The sequence below is a fragment of the Spirosoma terrae genome (assembly GCF_010435915.1).
GTDB classification, from domain to species: domain Bacteria; phylum Bacteroidota; class Bacteroidia; order Cytophagales; family Spirosomataceae; genus Spirosoma; species Spirosoma terrae.
Window position 1 is genome coordinate 340,691 of record NZ_JAAFZH010000004.1, and the last position, 17,798, is coordinate 358,488.

Here is a 17,798-nt window from a genome sequence, read left to right on the forward strand (position 1 = left end):
TGACTTTTAGTAAAGAAAACTTTTCGCTAACCCATGAAGCTACGTCCCCATTTTTTACTTCTGGTATTGATTGGCGGAAGCATGTGTTTCACCCAACCAATACAAATCGGATCTTTTGCTCGTTCAGGAGACACATTTTTGCCTGTTGATGCTAAGGCAGTACTTATTGCCGACCAAATACTGCAGGCCGCCGGCGGCCGCAAAGCCTGGGAAAACACGCGTTACGTTACCTGGAATTTTATGGAAATCCGAAAAGTTGTGTGGGATAAACAGGTCGGCAATGTTCGTATCGACAACCTATACAATGATCAAACGGTTCTGCTCAACCTCAACAATAACCAGGGAATCGTTTCACAAAACGGCAGCGAAGTATTCCAGCCGGATACGGTTATTAAATATGTCAGGAAAGGCATACACGACTGGGCAGCTGATACGTACTGGCTTTTCATGCCCTTTAAACTGAAGGATACGGGGGTATCTTTACGGTATCTGGGCGATGCTTATACAAAAGAAGGGAAGCTGGCTGATGCACTGCTGGTTACGTTCCCGCAGGCAGCTCAAACCCCGGCCACTAAATACAAAATATGGGTTGATAAAAGCACCCGACTGATTACTCAGTATGCTTCTTACCGCAAGTTAGCCGATAAACAGCCAGGCGCTACCTACTCGCTGACCGATTATCAGCAATACGGTACGTTGCTGCTACCCAGCCGACGAGACCTTCACAAAATCACCGACATTATGGTCTTTTCCGGACTACCGGGCGAGGTATTTAGTGACTTTAACCGAACGGATCTAAGCCGTTATCCACAAGTTCGTTATACACCCTAATGGCATCTGGCTACACTTTGTCTTAATCAATAGTTACCTTTGTGGCTTCAGCGCTCCAGAGTAAGTGATCTGGCTTTAGACGCAAACTAACTACATCCAATCACGGTTTTCCAAAACATGGAATCACCTGTTTTACAGCCTCCCGTTGTCCGGGTAAAATCGCCGGGCAAAACGGGCATTCTCATTGTCAACCTCGGTACTCCCGATAGCCCTTCTGTTCCCGATGTCCGCAAGTATCTGCGTGAATTTTTAATGGATGGACGCGTTATCGATATTCCACTCGTTCAGCGTACGCTTCTCATTAACGGCATAATCGCTCCATTTCGGGCCCCTAAGTCAGCCAAGGTATATAAGGAACTCTGGACCGAAAACGGCTCTCCCTTAAAATACTATGGCTTCATTGTTGAGAAAGAATTGCAGAAAGCGCTGGGCGACGACTACGTAGTAAAACTGGCCATGCGTTACCAAAGCCCAAGCATTGAAACCGGGTTGATGGAATTTCAGCGCCTTGGCCTGACAGAAATTGTTGTTGTTCCGTTTTTCCCGCAATATGCATCGGCCTCAACGGGCTCTGTCTACGAAAAGGTAATGGATATTGTCAAAGACTGGCAGGTTATTCCATCCATCCGGTTCATCAATCGCTTCCATGATCATCCGAAATTTATTGAAGGCTTCGTTCAGCTAGGTCAGAAATACATGGCCTCGTACGATTACGAACACTTCATTTTTAGCTACCACGGTCTTCCCGAGCGCCAGATCACCAAGGGTGACGTAACGCACAAAGTCTGTCAGTTTGGTACATGCTGCGATTCCTACCATGCGATGAATCAACACTGCTACCGAGCCCAGTGTTTTGACACAACCCGTTTGCTGGTTCAGCAGCTCGGCATTCCTGAAGGCAAGTATACGACGTGTTTTCAGTCTCGACTGGGCCGTACGCCCTGGATTAAACCTTACACCGACGACGTGATTCGTGAACTCGGTGCCAAAGGTGTTAAAAGCGTACTGGCCTTTTCTCCTTCGTTCGTAGCCGATTGTCTGGAAACAACCATCGAGGTCGGCGTAGAATATAAAGAACTATTTGAGTCTGCGGGAGGCAAACACTGGCAACTGGTTGAGAGCCTGAACGATAATCCGATCTGGATAGAAACGTTGGTCGATCTGATTAAAACTGCCTGATTTGATACGTATCATACAACAAAAGATCCCGTTACTGAAGTAACGGGATCTTTTGTTGTATCGATCATCAAACCGAGCATTAACCCCTATCGACTGGCAACCAGTTTGGGCTTCGGGGTAAACCGTTCTACTTTATTGACGACTGGTTTAATAGTACGCAGATAATCATAGATAGCCCCCAAATCGTTTTCATTCATACCACCCAGCATGGTCCACGGCATGATGGTGTTGAAGCCTTCTTCAGCTACTGAAACAGCGGGTGTTTTCGGATCGACATGTGACTTAAAGCGAGCAATAAACTGTTCTTTCGTCCACGAACCAATACCCGATTTATCCGGCGTGATATTCATCGATCGTACTGTTCCTGATGGCATAGGAAACTCTCGTCCACCCGCAAACTCCATCCCAGGCACTAATTGACCCTGTGCATCAACCTGCGTATGGCACTCAATACAGGAAGCAAACGTAGTAACGTATTTTCCGTACGCTAACTGATCGGTGGTATCTGGCCGCTTACTCCCTTCCCCTTTCGCTGGAATCGTATTCAGAATAAAGTTCATCGGGAACTCGGGCTGCGACACAGCAACCGTATTTTTGATAGGCTTTAGTGTTCGCAAATAAGCAATTATGTCCTTAATATCTTCGGGGTCCATCTTGCCAAAGGTGAGATACGGCATTACCGGAAACAAGGCGTGCCCATCGCGACTAACCCCAGTTGTAATCGCGCGGAATAGTTCGCCATCCGACCAGTCCCCTAAATGGTCAGGCGTTAAGTTGGGGGAGTAAAACGTACCGGGAAAACCCATTTCGGGCGTAAACATCTCCCCACCTTTTCCATCGGTACCGGGTACCATCGGGCCAGCCAATTTGGAAAAATCGCGGGCAGAGTGGCAATCAATGCAGGAGGCAACATGAAGGGCCAGATAACGGCCGTGTTCAATCCGCTCAGGTGTTGACTGAATAGTTATTTCCGGAGCAGGTCCTACGTTTGGGAGTGCTAGTTTAACATAAGTCAGGCCAACACCAGCCAGTACCACAATGGCAAGAACAGCAATTAAGCTGATCTTCAGTAATCTTTTTTTCATCGTTTGGTTATGAGGAATTCAGAGTAGCCAAACTACTGAATTACAACCACAAGGCGTTACGTAACTGTGTAAGCGGTAGCACAAAAACAAAAGAAGCCGCTTCAACGTATCGAAGCGGCTCTCATCTATAGTTTGTTGAATCAAAGAAGCGTAATCAAACCCTTAATCACCGAAGCCAGTCGAATAGCATCAAATACACGGGCTTCCGTTGCGCCGTGCTTCAGTACGCTCTCCTCGTGCGACCGAACACAGAGTTCGCATCCATTTACTGCCGATACGGCCAGGCTCATTAGTTCAAAAAACTCTTTACCAAGCACGGGATTCATCATAATGCTCATCCGAATACCGGGCTGAGTTTGCTGGTAGTAGTCTTTACCAACAAAGTGCCGAAACCGATAAAACACATTATTCGTACTTAGCAGCGATGTGCAGGCAATTGTTTCGGCCACCTCAACTTCTGAAGCACCTTCCTGTTTTGCCAGGGCGGTCAACGAATCAATCAGTGGCTGATATTTTTCGTTCACAGCTACCGAAAGAGCCAGAAGGGTGGTTTCTTTCCTGGTCAGCGTCTGGCTGCTGTTCAGTACGTTACCAACGTTTATTTTCAGATCCCGCAAGTATCGGTGATCAGCAATAGCCAGGGCGTCAAGCACCGGATGTTCGCCCGATGCATCGAGGCCTACCAGGCCCAGCAGTGATACAACCGTATCGTTTTGTGTCGTTGTCATGCGATTAATGTTGAATGATTAAATGCTTGACTGATAGACTGATAGACTGATTAAAGAGTTGTTTACTAATCAATCAATCATTCTATCAGTCAAGCATTCAAAATTAATTAAGCCGTCAACGTAGCTTCGCCTTTAACCCAGTTACAAGGGCAAAGCTCATCGGTTTGTAGGGCGTCCAGCACACGAATGACTTCGTTTACGTTACGGCCAACCGACAGATCATTTACGTTTACCCAGCGAACAATACCCTGTGGATCAACGATGTACGTAACGCGATAAGCTACTTTTTCGTTAGCCTCCAGAATACCCAGCTCTTCGGCCAGCGATTTCGACGTATCGGCCAGCATCGGGAATTTCAGACCACGCAGATCATCGTGGTTTTTACGCCAGGCCAGGTGAACGAACTCGCTATCGGTCGAAGCACCGATAACCACTGTATCGCGGTCCTGGAAATCCTCAAACTTCTTGTTGAATTCAGCAATTTCTGTTGGGCAAACAAAGGTGAAATCTTTAGGCCACCAGAACATCACCAACCACTTGCCAGCGTTCTTGTGATCTTCCGACGAGATTTCATAGAACTCCTGATCTTTATCGAGCGAAACAACTGCCAATTTCTTGAACTCAGGGAACTCAGACCCAACGGAAATAATTTGATTTTTCATAGAATGAATTCAGGTTGTATATCGTGTAAAATCTAATTCTAATGCAAATTACGCATCTAATCGTTTACGAATGATATAGTTTTTATCAATGAGTTATAGAGAGAAAAAAGCTTTTTTTAATAAAAACAAGGCTGTCAACTACTTAAGATGTATGCTTTAGCCAGCCCATTAGTTCACATCTCAAAAGAATAATACTATTTATTAGAAAGTAACCAAGTATAAATTTATCAAGATACAAAAAAGCCCGCCGAATACCCATCAGCGGACTTTCACTTCGTCTATATGTACTGTACTGCTGTCTAATCTACTCTTGTTAGGCAGCCATTTTCAGCCCACTCCCCTCGTCAGTTTCCAACATAGGGGTAATAATTGTGTTCATCCGTTCACGCACAAAACTCTCCTGCAAATAGGAAGGCAGTTTGGCTACCAGCTGACGATACGTATTGATTCCAAGTGCCTTGGCAATGTATACCTCATGAACCGAGTTGACATGAGCGACTATATTTACCAGACTCTGATGGAACAGTTTAACATCGATTTCGGAATCGACAAATCGTTCAATTTCCCGATTGGTCGATGAAATTCGCAGACGGCTTAGCATATCGAAATACGTTGTATAGCCAATCTGCTTTGCCAATAGTTTGTACTGTTCAACGCTAAACTTCTGTAGAATCTCGCCCGTTTTAGGACTCCGTAACGCCGTATTCGGATTGTTTTGAATCGTGTTACGTAACATTTTCACCCGCTGATCGCGCGTAGTTTTCAGGAATTGAGCCAGCTCAATTTGTACGGCTCCCTCTCGCGAGGGCAAAATCAGATCAGTTTTGGCAGCAATCGTAAATTTTTTGGCCATTGGCAATCGCTGAATGCGATAGTTGTTGATCGGACCGAGCGCATAATAGCCAATAGAAGCCGGATAATAGCCTCTGACGACCATATTTCCGATACGCTTGCGAATCAACTCCTCGTTGCTGACATTGATGCCCTGAATGGCCAGAAAAGCGCGCGCACTAAACAACGCACTATAATAGGCCTGCGGAAAAGTCCAGTGCAATGAACTCTGCAAATACTGTTCGTCATTGACAACCGGCGTGATACGTAGCGCATACTCAGCACTCCAGCTGTTCAGCAGCAATTTCTCCAGCGACTTATAACTCGCATCAGTCACAGTTCCATAAAACTGCTGAAAGATGGGAAATTTAGCAACGTCAAAAAGGTCCTGCTGATGCTGGATATGATAATCCATAGCAAAGAAATGGTTCAGAAATACCTGCGCCGGAATAGACTGGGCGGCAACCCGCTTCCGCCAGCTGTCGTCGGTCGGCATACTACCCGATGCGTTCGGGTTAAGCGGTGCCTGAGCGTTCGGGGAATGCATCGTCACGTTGGTTATCTGTGTCATATTTTATTAACGAAAACAGTGCTTTTTACGTTCACTATTTCCGCCTTATTTATGTTATACAACATACTGACTTTCAATGCATTAAAAAGAATTTTTCACACTCAAAAATCCACTTAAAAACTATCTAAAATACGTGTACCAGTTAGTTGCTTTTTGAGGCATTAGACGTACTTTTGGCGAATCTTTTTGCGTTGTTTTTAAACAATGAAGCGAACTTACTCACTATTTTTTGCCAGTTATCTGCTCATCAGTTCATCGCTGTCTATTCAAAGTTGGGGTCAAAATAGAACCAGTCAGGCGACCCAACAAGCCCTCCCCTCTGGTGAAGCTATGATTGAAGGGTCGGTGATTGATGCCCAAACCCGCCAGCCTATAGTTGGCGCCATTGTTTCTATCAAAAGTCAAGATGGGCGGTCACAGGCCAAACAACAATTAGGGGCTAACGGATCGTATCAATTCCGCGTTGCAACAACACAGACATACATTATTGTAAATTCAGCTCAAGGCTACGAAACCCTTGAAGAGCCTTTAGCTTTTACGTCATCTAAAGCAGAACGTTTAACTAGAAGGCCTACCTTGCTGTATAGAATAGGAGCTAAACCCGCTACGCAACCAAGCGTAGCATCAGATTCTCCGAAATCGCAGCCAGGCTCTGCCTCGACTAATACGTCTGCTACGTCTGCAACGGCATCTCCCCCTGCTCAACAACCTGCTGCCGTTGCCAGCAATCAGGCTGCCGGAAACAATACGCAATCGTCGGAACGGGTAGTTCCCCCTAAAACGCTGGACGCTAAGGTTACCTACACGCCCCCACTCGTTGTTGCCCCGAAAGGCAAAGCAACCCAGCTACAGGCTCTTCAGTTTGTACAGAGTAAGTCAGAGCTTTTACCCGAAGCTCAGGGCGGACTAGAGCAACTGCTTCAGTTTATGCAACAGCATCCTACAGCCGAGATTGAACTGTCGGGCCACACAGACAACCAGGGTGATTTTGACAAAAACGTGCAGTTATCGAAAGAGCGGGTCGATGTTGTAAAAAGCTATCTGGTACAGAATGGAATTGCCGCTAATCGGATCACCACGCGCGGCTACGGCCCTACCCGCCCAATAGCCAGCAACAATTCGGAAGCTACCCGACGACTTAATCGACGAGTTGAATTAATCTTGCTAAAACAGTAACAAGTCGTTCTATCCCGTCAACAATATGATTACAAACGGAGTTAAGAATGAATCAAGTTTCTTACTCCGTTATGACAAAAAAACAGGCCCAAAACGACTCTAGTCGTATAGATTCGAATTCCTCATTGCCTAAAATCAATAAGGACTCCTCCCATGAAATACTGGACGACAATACATCACTTGATCTAATCGTCAGTCCACTCGGTTACGTTACGGAACTGACTGATACGGTCGATTCGATGGATGGTGCTAAAACAGAAGTGATCGATATCATCAACGAAGCCGACGGCACAAATATAGAGCTGACTATAATTGAAGAGCCAACAGAAACCCCAGGTGTTGACAGCGTTGATCGCTTTGTGGAGATCAAAGGGATCGGCCCTAAAGTCGCCAGCCTGCTCAAGGAAGCCGGTATCCAGCAGTTTTCGGAATTAGCAGAGACCCCAATTGAACGGCTACGGGAGATTCTCGCATCAGCAGGTAACCACTATCGAATCTACGATCCAACAAACTGGCCTCAACAGGCAAAACAGCTTGCCTCTAGAGATTCGAGCATGTTTACGTCTGCGGTATCGCCCAAGGCATAATACCACAGACGTAAATCAATTAATCAGATTTTCCCTGTCGGCCTAACCAAAGCCCACCAATCACCAGAGTTGTACCCAAAACCGTCAGGAGCGTAATAGGCTCCCCCATGAGAAGGTATGAGTAGGCAAAGCCAAAAATAGGGCACAGAAAAAGCCACAACGAGGCCCGAATAGGATCTTGTCGGACAAGAAAAAACCACAACTGAAGCGCGGCCACCGATACGGGTACAATCAGCCAGAATACCGACGCCCAGAATCGCACATCAAACTGCGAATTACTGAAGGCTGTCGGCTCGAAGGAAGCCATAATGAACGTAAAGGGCAGTAGCAGTATACCTCCCAAAAGTACCTGCCAGCCATTAATCACCAGATTCGGTAAGCGCCACGTAATGCTGGCGTAATACACCGTTGCCGCCGAAACGGCTACCATCCCACCCAGCAGAATCATTAACCCTTCTACCGTTGCAAAGCTGTTTTGAAGGAGTGGATACGTCGCCACGCCAACCCCAACCAATCCCAGCAGCAACCCGAGCATTTCATTCCAGCGTGGCATGCGTCGAAGCCATACTGCCGACAATAAAGCAATAAACAGCGGGTTGGTTGCCGTCGATAGGCTACCAATACCCGCCGAAACCTGCTTTAGGGCCAGTACAAATGCTCCCAGATAAATGGTCGTGTTCAGCAGGGCAAAAATGGCCAGCTGCTTAAACTCTGTAGTCGTTGGCCAGGCATTTTTCGCCCGCTGTATGCCATAGGCAAACAATAACATACCGCCACCTGCAATAAAAAAACGTACCTCTGCCAGAATAAGCGGATGTACCGACTGCACACCAAACTTGGTTGCAGCCGATGCCGACGCCCATAGTGCGGCAAAAAGAAGACCGGGAATAAGTTGTCGCACAATCTAAACTTATCTAAAACCCAATCTTGCCCTTACGACTGTTTGGCTTCTGATCAGCGGCCCAATCGCGCATCTCGGCCAGTTCTTTTTCGAAACCGCCCGACAAAATCGGGAAACGACACCACGATCGTGGGTCGAGGTTGTGATCGTCGAGGTGGAAAGACGGTGCGTAACGCTCACGCTTCCATTGGTTGCGGCTCCATAGCCGGAAAAACCGTTCTACCCACATCAGTAGCTTATCCCGATCGTAGGCACCCGCGTAACGGACTTCCACCATTTTCAAGACCTCAACCGGCGGCTGTTTATCTCGAATGGCCGATTCTTCGATCGAGTTCAATACGTCGTATGGCATCAAATCATCTTCGTCGGTCTGCTTTTTGTCGAGCGGACGAAGCTCGGCAGTGGGCTGTAGGTTATTGACTGCGCTCAATCCGCTTACCTTGATGAGTTCATCGGATTTTGTTGAGTCATTGACAGAGCCCGTCCGGTCGGCGGGTGTCCATTCATTTTTTACGTTCAGGCCAACTGTTTCCAGCCAACGCAACCAGCTACGTAGAAAATGTTTATCGATGCCGGTAATTGGGCTGATACTACCCGCCGTATCGCCATCCATTGTAGCATAACCCACGGCCGCTTCCGAGCGATTCGACGTACTGAGCAGCAACGCATTGTTCAGATTCGCAATCATCCAGATACCTGGAGCCCGAACCCGCGCCTGAATATTCTGCAAGGCCAGATCGTCGGTATCCCACGAGAGTTTACGACCCAGTTGTTCTTCAATCAACCCACGATACGTATCGACCAGACCGTTGATGTTAATGTTGAGGAACGTAGCGCCAATATCATCGGCCAGCGTTTTAGCGGAATTGAACGTATCGTCCGACGAGTTTTCGGTGCCCTGATACATTACCGTCAGCAGTTTCCCGACAATTTCTTCCGACGTAGTACAATTCTGAAGCGCTTTAATATAGCCGAGTTTCTTTTTGACGCCGTCGATACCGATGTTCTGAACGGCCATCCGAACCATTAGAAAAACCAGTGCCGCAATAGCCGACGAATCGGCTCCCCCACTCAACGATAAAACGTATCCCTGCGAACGGCTTTTTCGCAGATAATCGAACAGGCCGAGCGCTACGGCCCGCGCAAATTCTTCTTCCTTCAGATAGCCTCCCCGCTCCCAGGCTTCCAGTTCGGCTTTCTGAATAACTGGGGCAATATCGGGCCAGTCGAATCGTTCCGTGACGCGCAGATTGGGGTAGACCAGCGCCAGATTAGCTTTACTTTGGGTTTGGTTCAACCGGGTAGCTTCTACGTCAACCACGGCCGGAACAATCAAAAAATCTTCGTAGCTCAGTCGGGGCCCCGACACCAGCAATTCACCATTCGAGGCTACCATGGCATCGCCGTCGTAAATCATCCGACCAGCCTCATTACCAAGCATATTGCTATAAATGTAGCTTACACCAAACGCCCGCGACGCGTCGACCACGAAACGCTCCCGCACCTGCGATTTCAGAAAGGCAAAGTGGCTGGCCGTTGGATTCAGAATAATGTCGATACCGCGTTCATACAAAATACGGCCCGGCCGGTTAGCGACCCAGGCATCCTCACAGATTTCAAAACCGATCCGAACACCCGACAGATCAAAAACAACATCGCCGAAGGGATACGTAAAATCACCAATCTTAATTTCATCGCGTATGTATGGTGGCCAGGGCTGGAACCAGCGCGACTCATAGTGCACGCCATTGTTAGCCATGTATTGCTTGGCCACAAACCCCAGAATACGCTTGTTGGCGATCAGACACGCTACGTCGAACGTACGGTTATTATGACGTAGCGGCAGGCCAACGGCTACGGCAATGTCATTGGTATACGGAACAATCTCCAGCAACGAAGCAATAGACTGATCGATGGTATTCTGGGCAAAAAACGCGTCTTCGCAGCCATATCCCGAAATACAAAGCTCAGTCAGACATAACAGACTAACATCCTGACGTTTAGCCTCTTCAATGGCATCGATAATATTTTTTCGGTTATGATCCCAGGCAAGCGGAATCTGGTTCAGAACGCCAGCAGCAACTTTCAGTAATTTCATGTACTTATTGAGTGAATGAGCGAACAAGTGATTGGAGAACACCAGGCTCACCTTAATCTCCTGTTCAGCACCAATGATACGTGTATAGGGATAACAAAGATGACACAAAAATAGATTTAGTGACGAGCAAACTAAAAATCGCCGTAATCGACCTGAATGCAGGGTAAGCCCAGCGTCCGGCGCCACATATCGACCACCTGCTGACGATCATCAACGACTAACTCGACGTAGTACTTACCAAGGATATGCTCTGAAAACAATTCCTGTTTAACAATCGAATCTTTTCGGTGGTCTTGCTTCGAACGCATAAACAGGGAATAATGATCAATCGGCCAGTCAAAGTAACGGTTTATCCAGGCCGTCGTTTCGGGTCGGCAAACGGCATCCCGGCCCGACATAAACACAACGGCGTAGCCCGATGCATGTAGCGACTTTACGAGTCGAATAATGGGCCAGTTGGGTTGGTCAATTCCTACCCGATGCCAATCGTAGGGCGACCGATCACCCATTTTAGCCACTGTACCATCAATATCGACCAGAATACAACGCGGTAAGGACTCATCCTGCTCACGCTGGAAAACCGGGTTTCGCGTTACGATCTCGGTCTGAAATTTGAAATTTTTCCGGAGAACAGCCAGCTGTTCAGCCTGCTTTCGAATGACGGTTTCGCCCACTGAATCGGGTCGATTCTTATCGCGTCGGATGCACTCGTCGAGCGGGGCTTCTACTAACTCGTAGCGAATTTCAACCTCGTCAAAATGCCGGGAAAGCAGTTGACGAAACTCCCTGAAATAAGCCGTTTTAAGGTTGGTATTATCAATCAGTACGTTCCAGCCACGGGTTAGCGTATCGACAATGGCTGTTTTCTGCAATTCACTGACAACGGTTTCAACGCGGCTTTTTTCCTGATCGGGCCATGTTTTCCAGTATTCTTCCAACGACACTGGCAACAGTGTCCGCCGAAGATCGTCCCGATTGACACGTAACCAGTTTGCTTGCTCAGCCATAAAGCGCTTCGCAAATGTCGATTTCCCACTCCCGCTTAGCCCACTCAGAATCAGAACTTTTTTCATTATACTACGTACCCAACAAGTATTTATTACGTATCGATTGCCGCCAGCAAACAACCAGCTCTGTTTGCCAGGCCAAAGCTATACGGTATCAACAAAAAGCCCGACATTTTATCAGTAATGTCGGGCTTTTCAACACAAATGGTTTCGGGATTAATAGTCGGCAACGGCAACCAGTTCATCTTTTTTCTGATAACGCATTTTGAAATACACGAAGGAAGCGATGACCAACACTGTGTAGAGCACCGATAATATATAAGCCCCGTCGATGAAAAACTCGCGGTAACTGATATTGCCGTGGCCGAAGTTCTTATACAGTAACACTCCTACGCTACCCAGATACCCGTACCAATCGGCCAACGTAACAATAAACCCAACCGTGCTGACGTAGCGAAAAGAAGCAATCAATCGTTCGAAATAGAGGCCGTTACACGGCACGTAAGCCATATAGAGTCCTAATCCCGTTAACAAAAACCAGTTTCCGGCCGACAATACGTTCGCGGTGTACGCATACGTACTAAGCCCGACCATCGCTCCTCCGGCCAGCATGAGTCCATTGAGCAAGGCAAACGCACGGAAATTATTGGTCACACGTTGAAGAAACGCCATCACGATCAGAATACCGACCGCCACAATAGTTTCAGTTTTGGCAAAAATACTGGGGTTCTCTACTCCCGAATCTTTCAGAATTTCGGGGCCAAAATTATCCCGGAAGTCACGAAAGGCCGATAACAGCACGTAGGAGGCAATCAGCAGAATCAATCCTAATCTAAAATTTCCCACAAACGCTTTACGCTCATCAGCATCCATGGGTTTGCGTTCAGTACGCATGGCCCGGTCTTCGTCCGTGGGGGGCGGCAACAATGTCATGGCATAAATGGAAATGAGCATGGGAACAACAAACAGAAAGCCCGTCACGAACGGCAGCCAGAACTCCGATACGCCCCAGTCGGCTTTAATTGTCAGGGCTACCGTCTTAACAAAGCCAGAGGCAAAAATAAACGAGGCTGTCAGCCCAGCGACCAACGTATCGGTTTGCTGTCTGCCTTCCAGAAAGCCCAGCATGGTTCCGTAAATCAAGCCTAACGGCAATCCGTTCAGGAACAGAAAAACAATATTCCAGGGAGCCGGTACGAGGGCAAAACCGAGCAGGGCCAGCAGGGCGATAGCCACGAAACCCAGAATATTAACAGCTCGTCGGCCCGGTGACATTTCTGACACCACTTTGATACCGATTCCTTTCGATAGGGCGTAACCGAATACCTGAGCCGTAACGAGCCAGATTTTATAACTGACCCCGGCAAAAGCCATCCCTTCGAAGGTTACGGCGGTAATTCCTCTGCGAAAAGCGTACATACAGGCATATGTACAAAAAGCCGCAACGGCCCCAAAAATGACAAAAACGGTAGGATTACGAAGGAAAGCAGGGGAACGCATTCAATTTTAGTTTGTGATGACTGATTTTTGATTCAGAGGAGTTTTTTCAACCCACAAACTACAACTCAAAATCCAGAATCTCTAATGGATGTTCTGCACACTACGGCATTTTGCCAAATAATATTCCATAGATGGTGTAGCCAGATCGGGAATTTTTGCCTGCTCATCCCAGGTTCTCATCTGCAGTATTCCCTTAAAATACGGATTCGCTTCGAACGTAGCCGCTTCGGCTTCGGACATTGGCCCGCCCTGAAATTCAAGTGTTTTCAAACTGGCTTCCGAGAGCCGGGCAAAGTATTTCGGATTTTTAAACACCAGATAACGCTTGGCATTAACATGATGTTCGATGAGCTGCGCCACTTTTTCAGAAAAGCCTCGTGCCCGCAAAAAATCAGCCCCTAGTTTTTCGTGATCGACGGTTCCATACCCATCCATATAGCCTTCTGCCGATTCGGGTGGCAATAAGTGGCCAATATCGTGCAGTAACGCAGCTACGATTGTTTCGTCGTCGGCACCCGCCTGTTCAGCCAGATAAGCACTTTGCAGCGCATGTTCGACCTGCGTAACGGGCTCCCCAAAATAAGCGCCTTCTCCGCCCTGCGCAAAGAGTTTTTCTATCGTATCCATCGTGTAAAGATTTCAGTTTATAGTTTTCAGTTTATGGTTTTGAGTTTATGGTTTATAGTGACTGACGCGTCAGCAAGTATCTGGCGTCAGCCACTATAAACCATAAACTCAAAACCATAAACTGAAAACTACCTGTATTGTAAATAAGTACGTTCTACGGTTCCGTCGTCGTACAGATCGAAGAGGGCGTAACCGGCTTTGGTTTGTTCATGCATCTCGGTTTTCCACCAGTTGCCGCTTACGGCACCGTTGCAGAGATACGTAACGCCGTTATACTCAACCCGGTCGAGCAGGTGCATGTGCCCACTTAGAGCCGCTTTTACGTTCGGATACTGGTAAAACAGTTTGATCAGATCCGGCGTATTCGACAGAACCAGCCCCCCTGAAATGGTCCAGTTTCCATTCTTCACGTTCTGCTGGCTGTAGAACCCGGTAGGACTAAAAATCGGGATATGCGACAGAATCAGAATCGGCGTTTTGGGATCAGTTTTGGCGAGATCGCTTTTCAGCCAGTCCAGTTGCTCCGGATCGATAAAACCTGTATACCATTTGTTTTCGGGCGTCATCTGCACACTATCGAGAATGATAAAATGCCAGCCGTTCCGGTCGAAACTACGGTAGCGATTGCCGATTTTCATCAGATCGACCGCCCATTTTTTTCCGTACATCGGGTCGGTTTGCGCCTGCTCGTAGCCCCAGATGTCGTGGTTGCCAATACAGTACTCAATAGGCAGCGAGTTGTCGGCTTTTACGACGGTGTGCCAGGCATCCCACTGCTTCTGCACGTCGGTCCTATCCTGCTTCAGGGCATCCATAATCACATCGCCACCGTGCAGAAAAAAGGCGGGTTTATCGGTCTGATTCTGGGCATGATGAAAACATTTGGCAACACCTTCCATCGGCTTGGTTTCGGGCGTGATGTGCGTATCGCCCATATAAGCAAACCGAACGCTACGTTTCCGGGCCGTCGGTGCCGACGTAACAAGCTCTGTTGACGGCGAAACAAACGGCAACAAAGCTGCTGATTTGAGTATAGTTCTACGGTTCATGGGAACGGGTTTATAGCACGCTGATTGTTATGATTGTTTATGATGTACAGTGATCCTTTTACTCGTTTGTTTTGATAAGATTTGTTTTCCCAACTACTATCTGATCTAGAAAAACTTAAACACAATCAGATCAAATCATAGTCATCATAACAATCCGCGTTCTATTGTAAAGATCAGCTATAAAAGTCAATACGTATCACGGCTTACTTCCGACTACTGTATCGATGGCTGGTCCAATCGGATGATCGGCTTTAAAATCAACACCCAGCAAGCGCGACAACGTAGCCGCAATCTGATTCTGAAACAGAACCGGGCCGTTCTGCTGCTCACCCGATGCCGTTACGCCCGGTCCCATAGCCGCCAGCCAGATCTGGTACGAGTCGGCTGTTTTGGTACCATGATCTTTCCAGCGGGCCTTGGGCGTATGTCCACGTCCGTGATCGGTGGTGATGAGTATGGCGGTTTTTCCGGCGTATTGCGGCATTTTCTGCATCATCTGCCACAAATCGGCTAAATACCGATCAATGGATTGTACCATGGTCAGGTGATCGGCGTAGCGTCCGGCATGGGCCAGATCGTCGGTTTCGTCGAAGGATAGAAACAAGACACGCGGCTGTTTTTGCTTTACGTACTGCCGCGCCGAAAAATAAGTCAGAAAATCGGCCCGAACGCCGTCGCCAAATTCACGCGGATACAACGTAGTGAGATCACTCAGCAGGGAGTCGGCCGACGTAACGGGCTTGGTTGGTTCGTTGGCCGAGCTGGCCGCAATACCGCTACGTTTCTCATTGACAGCCGCTTCAATGACATCCCAGGACGAAAAAACGGCTACTTTCCCCGCAAAACCCGGTTGTTGATTCAGAAATTCCAGCACCGTTACGTTCGGGTTATCGATCTTATCGTTCGACTTGATCCGTTCATCGGCGTATCCGCTCAGAATTTCGTTGTAGCCCGGATAGCTGAACCAGTGCGGATTCGATACGTTCATACGGCTGCCTTTCTGCCGATTGCCGTACAACTGCCCCTGCTGACCAATCGTATTCCACAGAAAAGGCATCAGTCGTTTTCGGCGTTCGATGGACGTAGCAGCCCAAAAGTTTTTTCGGGCACTGGCCGTATCGCGGCTATAAACCGGGTCGAACAGAAGCGTTGAATCGGCTCCGTTGAAAACTTCCTGCCAGCGCACACCATCGAGCGTTACCAGAATCAGATTCTGCGCCGGTTGCGCATTGGCCGACGTACTCAAAATAAGATACAAGAAAAGGAAAACACGTAACATACAGACTGATTTTGAACGTAGTAGCAACAGTCCAAACTAAAACAAAAGTCGATTTTACTGGTACAATAGCGGACGAATACAAACAGTTGGGCCAAGCTGGAGCTTGGCCCAAACCTCATGCCACCTGTGAAAATACAGCTTTACTACTTATCCCACCAAACGGCCGTGTTCAGATCGTCGGCTCCCTGGCGGGCAACGGCTTCATTCCGATTCTGACCATTCAGCGACTGCTCTGAGCGCGGATAAATGAAACGTACCGGCACTTTGTTGTTATTCAGATTATCAGGCCCAGGCGTAACGGTCGGGATGCCGGTCCGACGCCAGTCGTACCATGCTTCCAGGCCGTTGAATAACAGGGCAACCCATTTCTGCGTACCAATTTTTTCGAGTTTCTGCTGCGTAGTACCGGTGTAAGCAACGCCCGATTGCGTGTAATACGTCGCGGCTGGCGTTACGTCGATGCTGTATTCTGCCGGAACAATCGCCTTATAAAAATCCATGTTGGCTTTGATACCGTTCAGGTAATACGTTTCGGCACTGCCGGTTGTGATCAGATTTTTCTCCCGAGCTTCGGCCAGAATAAACTGCACCTCCGCATACGTCATCACAGGACCACGTGCTACGTTCGGCACCGGTGCTGGCGAGCTACACACCAGACAGGCAAACGGCAGTCCTACCCGCGATACACCTTGCGGCCCACCATTATAGTTCAGGGCTGGCGTATCGCCCAGACCGTTCGGAATACCCACATACTCAATTTTACCAGCTACCGATGGTTTTTCGACCGGACGGGCAAACACCGGCAATCGGGGGTCGTTAATTGCTGATAATCGGTCGACCAGCGACTTACTGGCCCGGAATTCATCAAACGATCCTACTCGTGCCCCGTAGAGCGGCCACTGGTTTGGAGCAGCCGCCAGATAGGTTAACGTAGCGTTGTCGGCATTTGACTCCATGATCGGAAATTTTGCATTGTCGGTCAGAATAGCCTGTAAATCGGACCCAACGTTACGTTTGTTCGAAATCCGCATCAGCGCGCGCAGACGTAGTGAATTCGCCAGTTTTTTCCATTTCACAAGACTACCCGTTCCGCCCCCAAATAGAATGTCGCCCGCTACGACTTCGTTGCTGGTTCCGAGCAGTTCGTTAGCTTTGGTTAAATCAGCCAGAATACCGGCATAGATGGTTTCCTGCGTGTCGTATTTTGGTGCATACACACCGGTCGATTTGGCTTTGATAGCATCAGTATACGGAACGTCGCCGTAGGCATCGGTAGCCAGCGAAAACAGCCACGACTTCAGCACCAGCGCAATGCCCAGGTAGTTATTTTGCTTACCCGCCGTAGCCAGATCAATGATATTCTGAACGTTACGCATATTTCCGTACACGCTGTTCCAGACACCATTCTGCTCACCCCATAGGTAACGATCTTCGTTTACAAACTGAATTTTTGCCGTGTGTTGCACCACGATATTACCAATTCCCCAGGCCATATTGACCTGATCGTTGATGGTATTGCGCAGTACACCCGAGAGCAGTAAGTCGGCCGAAACCTGGGTTGGTACGTTCGGGTTGTTATTGATTTCTTCGAAGCTGTTATCGCAGGACGTAAACGCCAGCAGCGATAGGCTTGTAACCAGTATTTTTATCGATTTCATCGTGTATAAGTTCGTTTTGAGTGACCCCA

General features: G+C 48.0%; 17 protein-coding genes. 4 read left to right on the top strand and 13 right to left on the bottom strand.

Annotation, left to right across the window (positions count from 1 at the left end; translation table 11 throughout):
* Window positions 1–33 precede the first annotated feature (33 nt).
* On the top strand, window positions 34–831 hold the full coding sequence (locus tag GK108_RS11855; protein WP_163947865.1) for a hypothetical protein: 798 nt from the start codon (window positions 34–36) through the stop codon (window positions 829–831).
* A 117-nt stretch (window positions 832–948) separates the two neighbouring features.
* Window positions 949–2,010: a ferrochelatase gene (gene hemH, locus GK108_RS11860; protein WP_163947866.1), complete on the top strand. Its 1,062-nt coding sequence runs from the start codon at window positions 949–951 to the stop codon at window positions 2,008–2,010.
* An 86-nt stretch (window positions 2,011–2,096) separates the two neighbouring features.
* Here hemH and GK108_RS11865 read toward each other — a convergent pair whose 3' ends face one another.
* The 4 genes from GK108_RS11865 to GK108_RS11880 form a co-directional block, all read right to left on the bottom strand.
* Complete coding sequence (locus GK108_RS11865; protein ID WP_163947869.1) at window positions 2,097–3,095, bottom strand: c-type cytochrome; 999 nt, start codon at window positions 3,093–3,095, stop codon at window positions 2,097–2,099.
* A 140-nt stretch (window positions 3,096–3,235) separates the two neighbouring features.
* Complete coding sequence (locus tag GK108_RS11870; RefSeq protein ID WP_163947872.1) at window positions 3,236–3,823, bottom strand: carboxymuconolactone decarboxylase family protein; 588 nt, start codon at window positions 3,821–3,823, stop codon at window positions 3,236–3,238.
* 107 nt (window positions 3,824–3,930) lie between these two features.
* Window positions 3,931–4,485: a peroxiredoxin gene (locus GK108_RS11875; RefSeq protein ID WP_163947875.1), complete on the bottom strand. Its 555-nt coding sequence runs from the start codon at window positions 4,483–4,485 to the stop codon at window positions 3,931–3,933.
* A 313-nt stretch (window positions 4,486–4,798) separates the two neighbouring features.
* Window positions 4,799–5,863: a hypothetical protein gene (locus GK108_RS11880; protein WP_163947878.1), complete on the bottom strand. Its 1,065-nt coding sequence runs from the start codon at window positions 5,861–5,863 to the stop codon at window positions 4,799–4,801.
* 228 nt (window positions 5,864–6,091) lie between these two features.
* Here GK108_RS11880 and GK108_RS11885 point away from each other — a divergent pair, with 228 nt between their 5' ends.
* Together GK108_RS11885 and GK108_RS11890 are read left to right on the top strand one after the other, a co-directional pair.
* A complete protein-coding gene (locus tag GK108_RS11885; protein WP_163947881.1) occupies window positions 6,092–7,063 on the top strand; it encodes an OmpA family protein in 972 nt (323 codons plus the stop codon).
* Between the two features lie 71 nt (window positions 7,064–7,134).
* Entirely contained in the window at window positions 7,135–7,650 is a 516-nt protein-coding gene (locus GK108_RS11890) for a helix-hairpin-helix domain-containing protein (protein ID WP_212592784.1), read from the top strand.
* Window positions 7,651–7,669: 19 nt separating this feature from the next.
* Here the strand turns inward: GK108_RS11890 and GK108_RS11895 are convergent, their stop codons facing one another.
* From GK108_RS11895 to GK108_RS11935, 9 genes are all read right to left on the bottom strand, one after another.
* Window positions 7,670–8,551 (bottom strand): DMT family transporter, encoded by an 882-nt coding sequence (locus GK108_RS11895; protein ID WP_163947884.1) that lies wholly within the window; start codon window positions 8,549–8,551, stop codon window positions 7,670–7,672.
* 13 nt (window positions 8,552–8,564) lie between these two features.
* Window positions 8,565–10,649: an NAD(+) synthase gene (nadE, locus tag GK108_RS11900; RefSeq protein WP_163947887.1), complete on the bottom strand. Its 2,085-nt coding sequence runs from the start codon at window positions 10,647–10,649 to the stop codon at window positions 8,565–8,567.
* Between the two features lie 131 nt (window positions 10,650–10,780).
* Window positions 10,781–11,722, bottom strand: a complete 942-nt coding sequence (locus tag GK108_RS11905; RefSeq protein ID WP_163947890.1) for a phosphatase domain-containing protein — start codon at window positions 11,720–11,722, stop codon at window positions 10,781–10,783.
* Window positions 11,723–11,748: 26 nt separating this feature from the next.
* A complete protein-coding gene (locus GK108_RS11910) occupies window positions 11,749–11,901 on the bottom strand; it encodes a hypothetical protein (RefSeq protein WP_163947893.1) in 153 nt (50 codons plus the stop codon).
* A complete protein-coding gene (locus GK108_RS11915) occupies window positions 11,873–13,156 on the bottom strand; it encodes a DUF5690 family protein (protein WP_163947896.1) in 1,284 nt (427 codons plus the stop codon). The genes GK108_RS11910 and GK108_RS11915 overlap by 29 nt, the downstream gene beginning before the upstream one ends.
* 81 nt (window positions 13,157–13,237) lie before the next feature.
* Entirely contained in the window at window positions 13,238–13,783 is a 546-nt protein-coding gene (locus GK108_RS11920) for an HD domain-containing protein (RefSeq protein ID WP_163947899.1), read from the bottom strand.
* A gap of 128 nt (window positions 13,784–13,911) precedes the next feature.
* Window positions 13,912–14,832: a metallophosphoesterase family protein gene (locus tag GK108_RS11925; RefSeq protein ID WP_163947902.1), complete on the bottom strand. Its 921-nt coding sequence runs from the start codon at window positions 14,830–14,832 to the stop codon at window positions 13,912–13,914.
* Between the two features lie 196 nt (window positions 14,833–15,028).
* Window positions 15,029–16,111, bottom strand: coding sequence for an alkaline phosphatase family protein (locus tag GK108_RS11930; protein WP_163947905.1), 1,083 nt, complete (start codon window positions 16,109–16,111; stop codon window positions 15,029–15,031).
* A 143-nt stretch (window positions 16,112–16,254) separates the two neighbouring features.
* Window positions 16,255–17,769, bottom strand: a complete 1,515-nt coding sequence (locus tag GK108_RS11935) for a SusD/RagB family nutrient-binding outer membrane lipoprotein (RefSeq protein WP_163947909.1) — start codon at window positions 17,767–17,769, stop codon at window positions 16,255–16,257.
* Window positions 17,770–17,798: the final 29 nt, after the last annotated feature.

Excerpts from the sequence above, each read along its gene's own strand:
- GK108_RS11855 (WP_163947865.1), top strand. The coding sequence starts at position 34 with ATGAAGCTACGTCCCCATTTTTTACTTCTGGTATTGATTGGCGGAAGC.
- hemH (WP_163947866.1), top strand. The coding sequence starts at position 949 with ATGGAATCACCTGTTTTACAGCCTCCCGTTGTCCGGGTAAAATCGCCG.
- GK108_RS11865 (WP_163947869.1), bottom strand. The coding sequence starts at position 3,095 with ATGAAAAAAAGATTACTGAAGATCAGCTTAATTGCTGTTCTTGCCATT.
- GK108_RS11870 (WP_163947872.1), bottom strand. The coding sequence starts at position 3,823 with ATGACAACGACACAAAACGATACGGTTGTATCACTGCTGGGCCTGGTA.
- GK108_RS11875 (WP_163947875.1), bottom strand. The coding sequence starts at position 4,485 with ATGAAAAATCAAATTATTTCCGTTGGGTCTGAGTTCCCTGAGTTCAAG.
- GK108_RS11880 (WP_163947878.1), bottom strand. The coding sequence starts at position 5,863 with ATGCATTCCCCGAACGCTCAGGCACCGCTTAACCCGAACGCATCGGGT.
- GK108_RS11885 (WP_163947881.1), top strand. The coding sequence starts at position 6,092 with ATGAAGCGAACTTACTCACTATTTTTTGCCAGTTATCTGCTCATCAGT.
- GK108_RS11890 (WP_212592784.1), top strand. The coding sequence starts at position 7,135 with ATGACAAAAAAACAGGCCCAAAACGACTCTAGTCGTATAGATTCGAAT.
- nadE (WP_163947887.1), bottom strand. The coding sequence starts at position 10,649 with ATGAAATTACTGAAAGTTGCTGCTGGCGTTCTGAACCAGATTCCGCTT.
- GK108_RS11905 (WP_163947890.1), bottom strand. The coding sequence starts at position 11,722 with ATGAAAAAAGTTCTGATTCTGAGTGGGCTAAGCGGGAGTGGGAAATCG.
- GK108_RS11910 (WP_163947893.1), bottom strand. The coding sequence starts at position 11,901 with ATGAACTGGTTGCCGTTGCCGACTATTAATCCCGAAACCATTTGTGTT.
- GK108_RS11915 (WP_163947896.1), bottom strand. The coding sequence starts at position 13,156 with ATGCGTTCCCCTGCTTTCCTTCGTAATCCTACCGTTTTTGTCATTTTT.
- GK108_RS11920 (WP_163947899.1), bottom strand. The coding sequence starts at position 13,783 with ATGGATACGATAGAAAAACTCTTTGCGCAGGGCGGAGAAGGCGCTTAT.
- GK108_RS11925 (WP_163947902.1), bottom strand. The coding sequence starts at position 14,832 with ATGAACCGTAGAACTATACTCAAATCAGCAGCTTTGTTGCCGTTTGTT.
- GK108_RS11930 (WP_163947905.1), bottom strand. The coding sequence starts at position 16,111 with ATGTTACGTGTTTTCCTTTTCTTGTATCTTATTTTGAGTACGTCGGCC.
- GK108_RS11935 (WP_163947909.1), bottom strand. The coding sequence starts at position 17,769 with ATGAAATCGATAAAAATACTGGTTACAAGCCTATCGCTGCTGGCGTTT.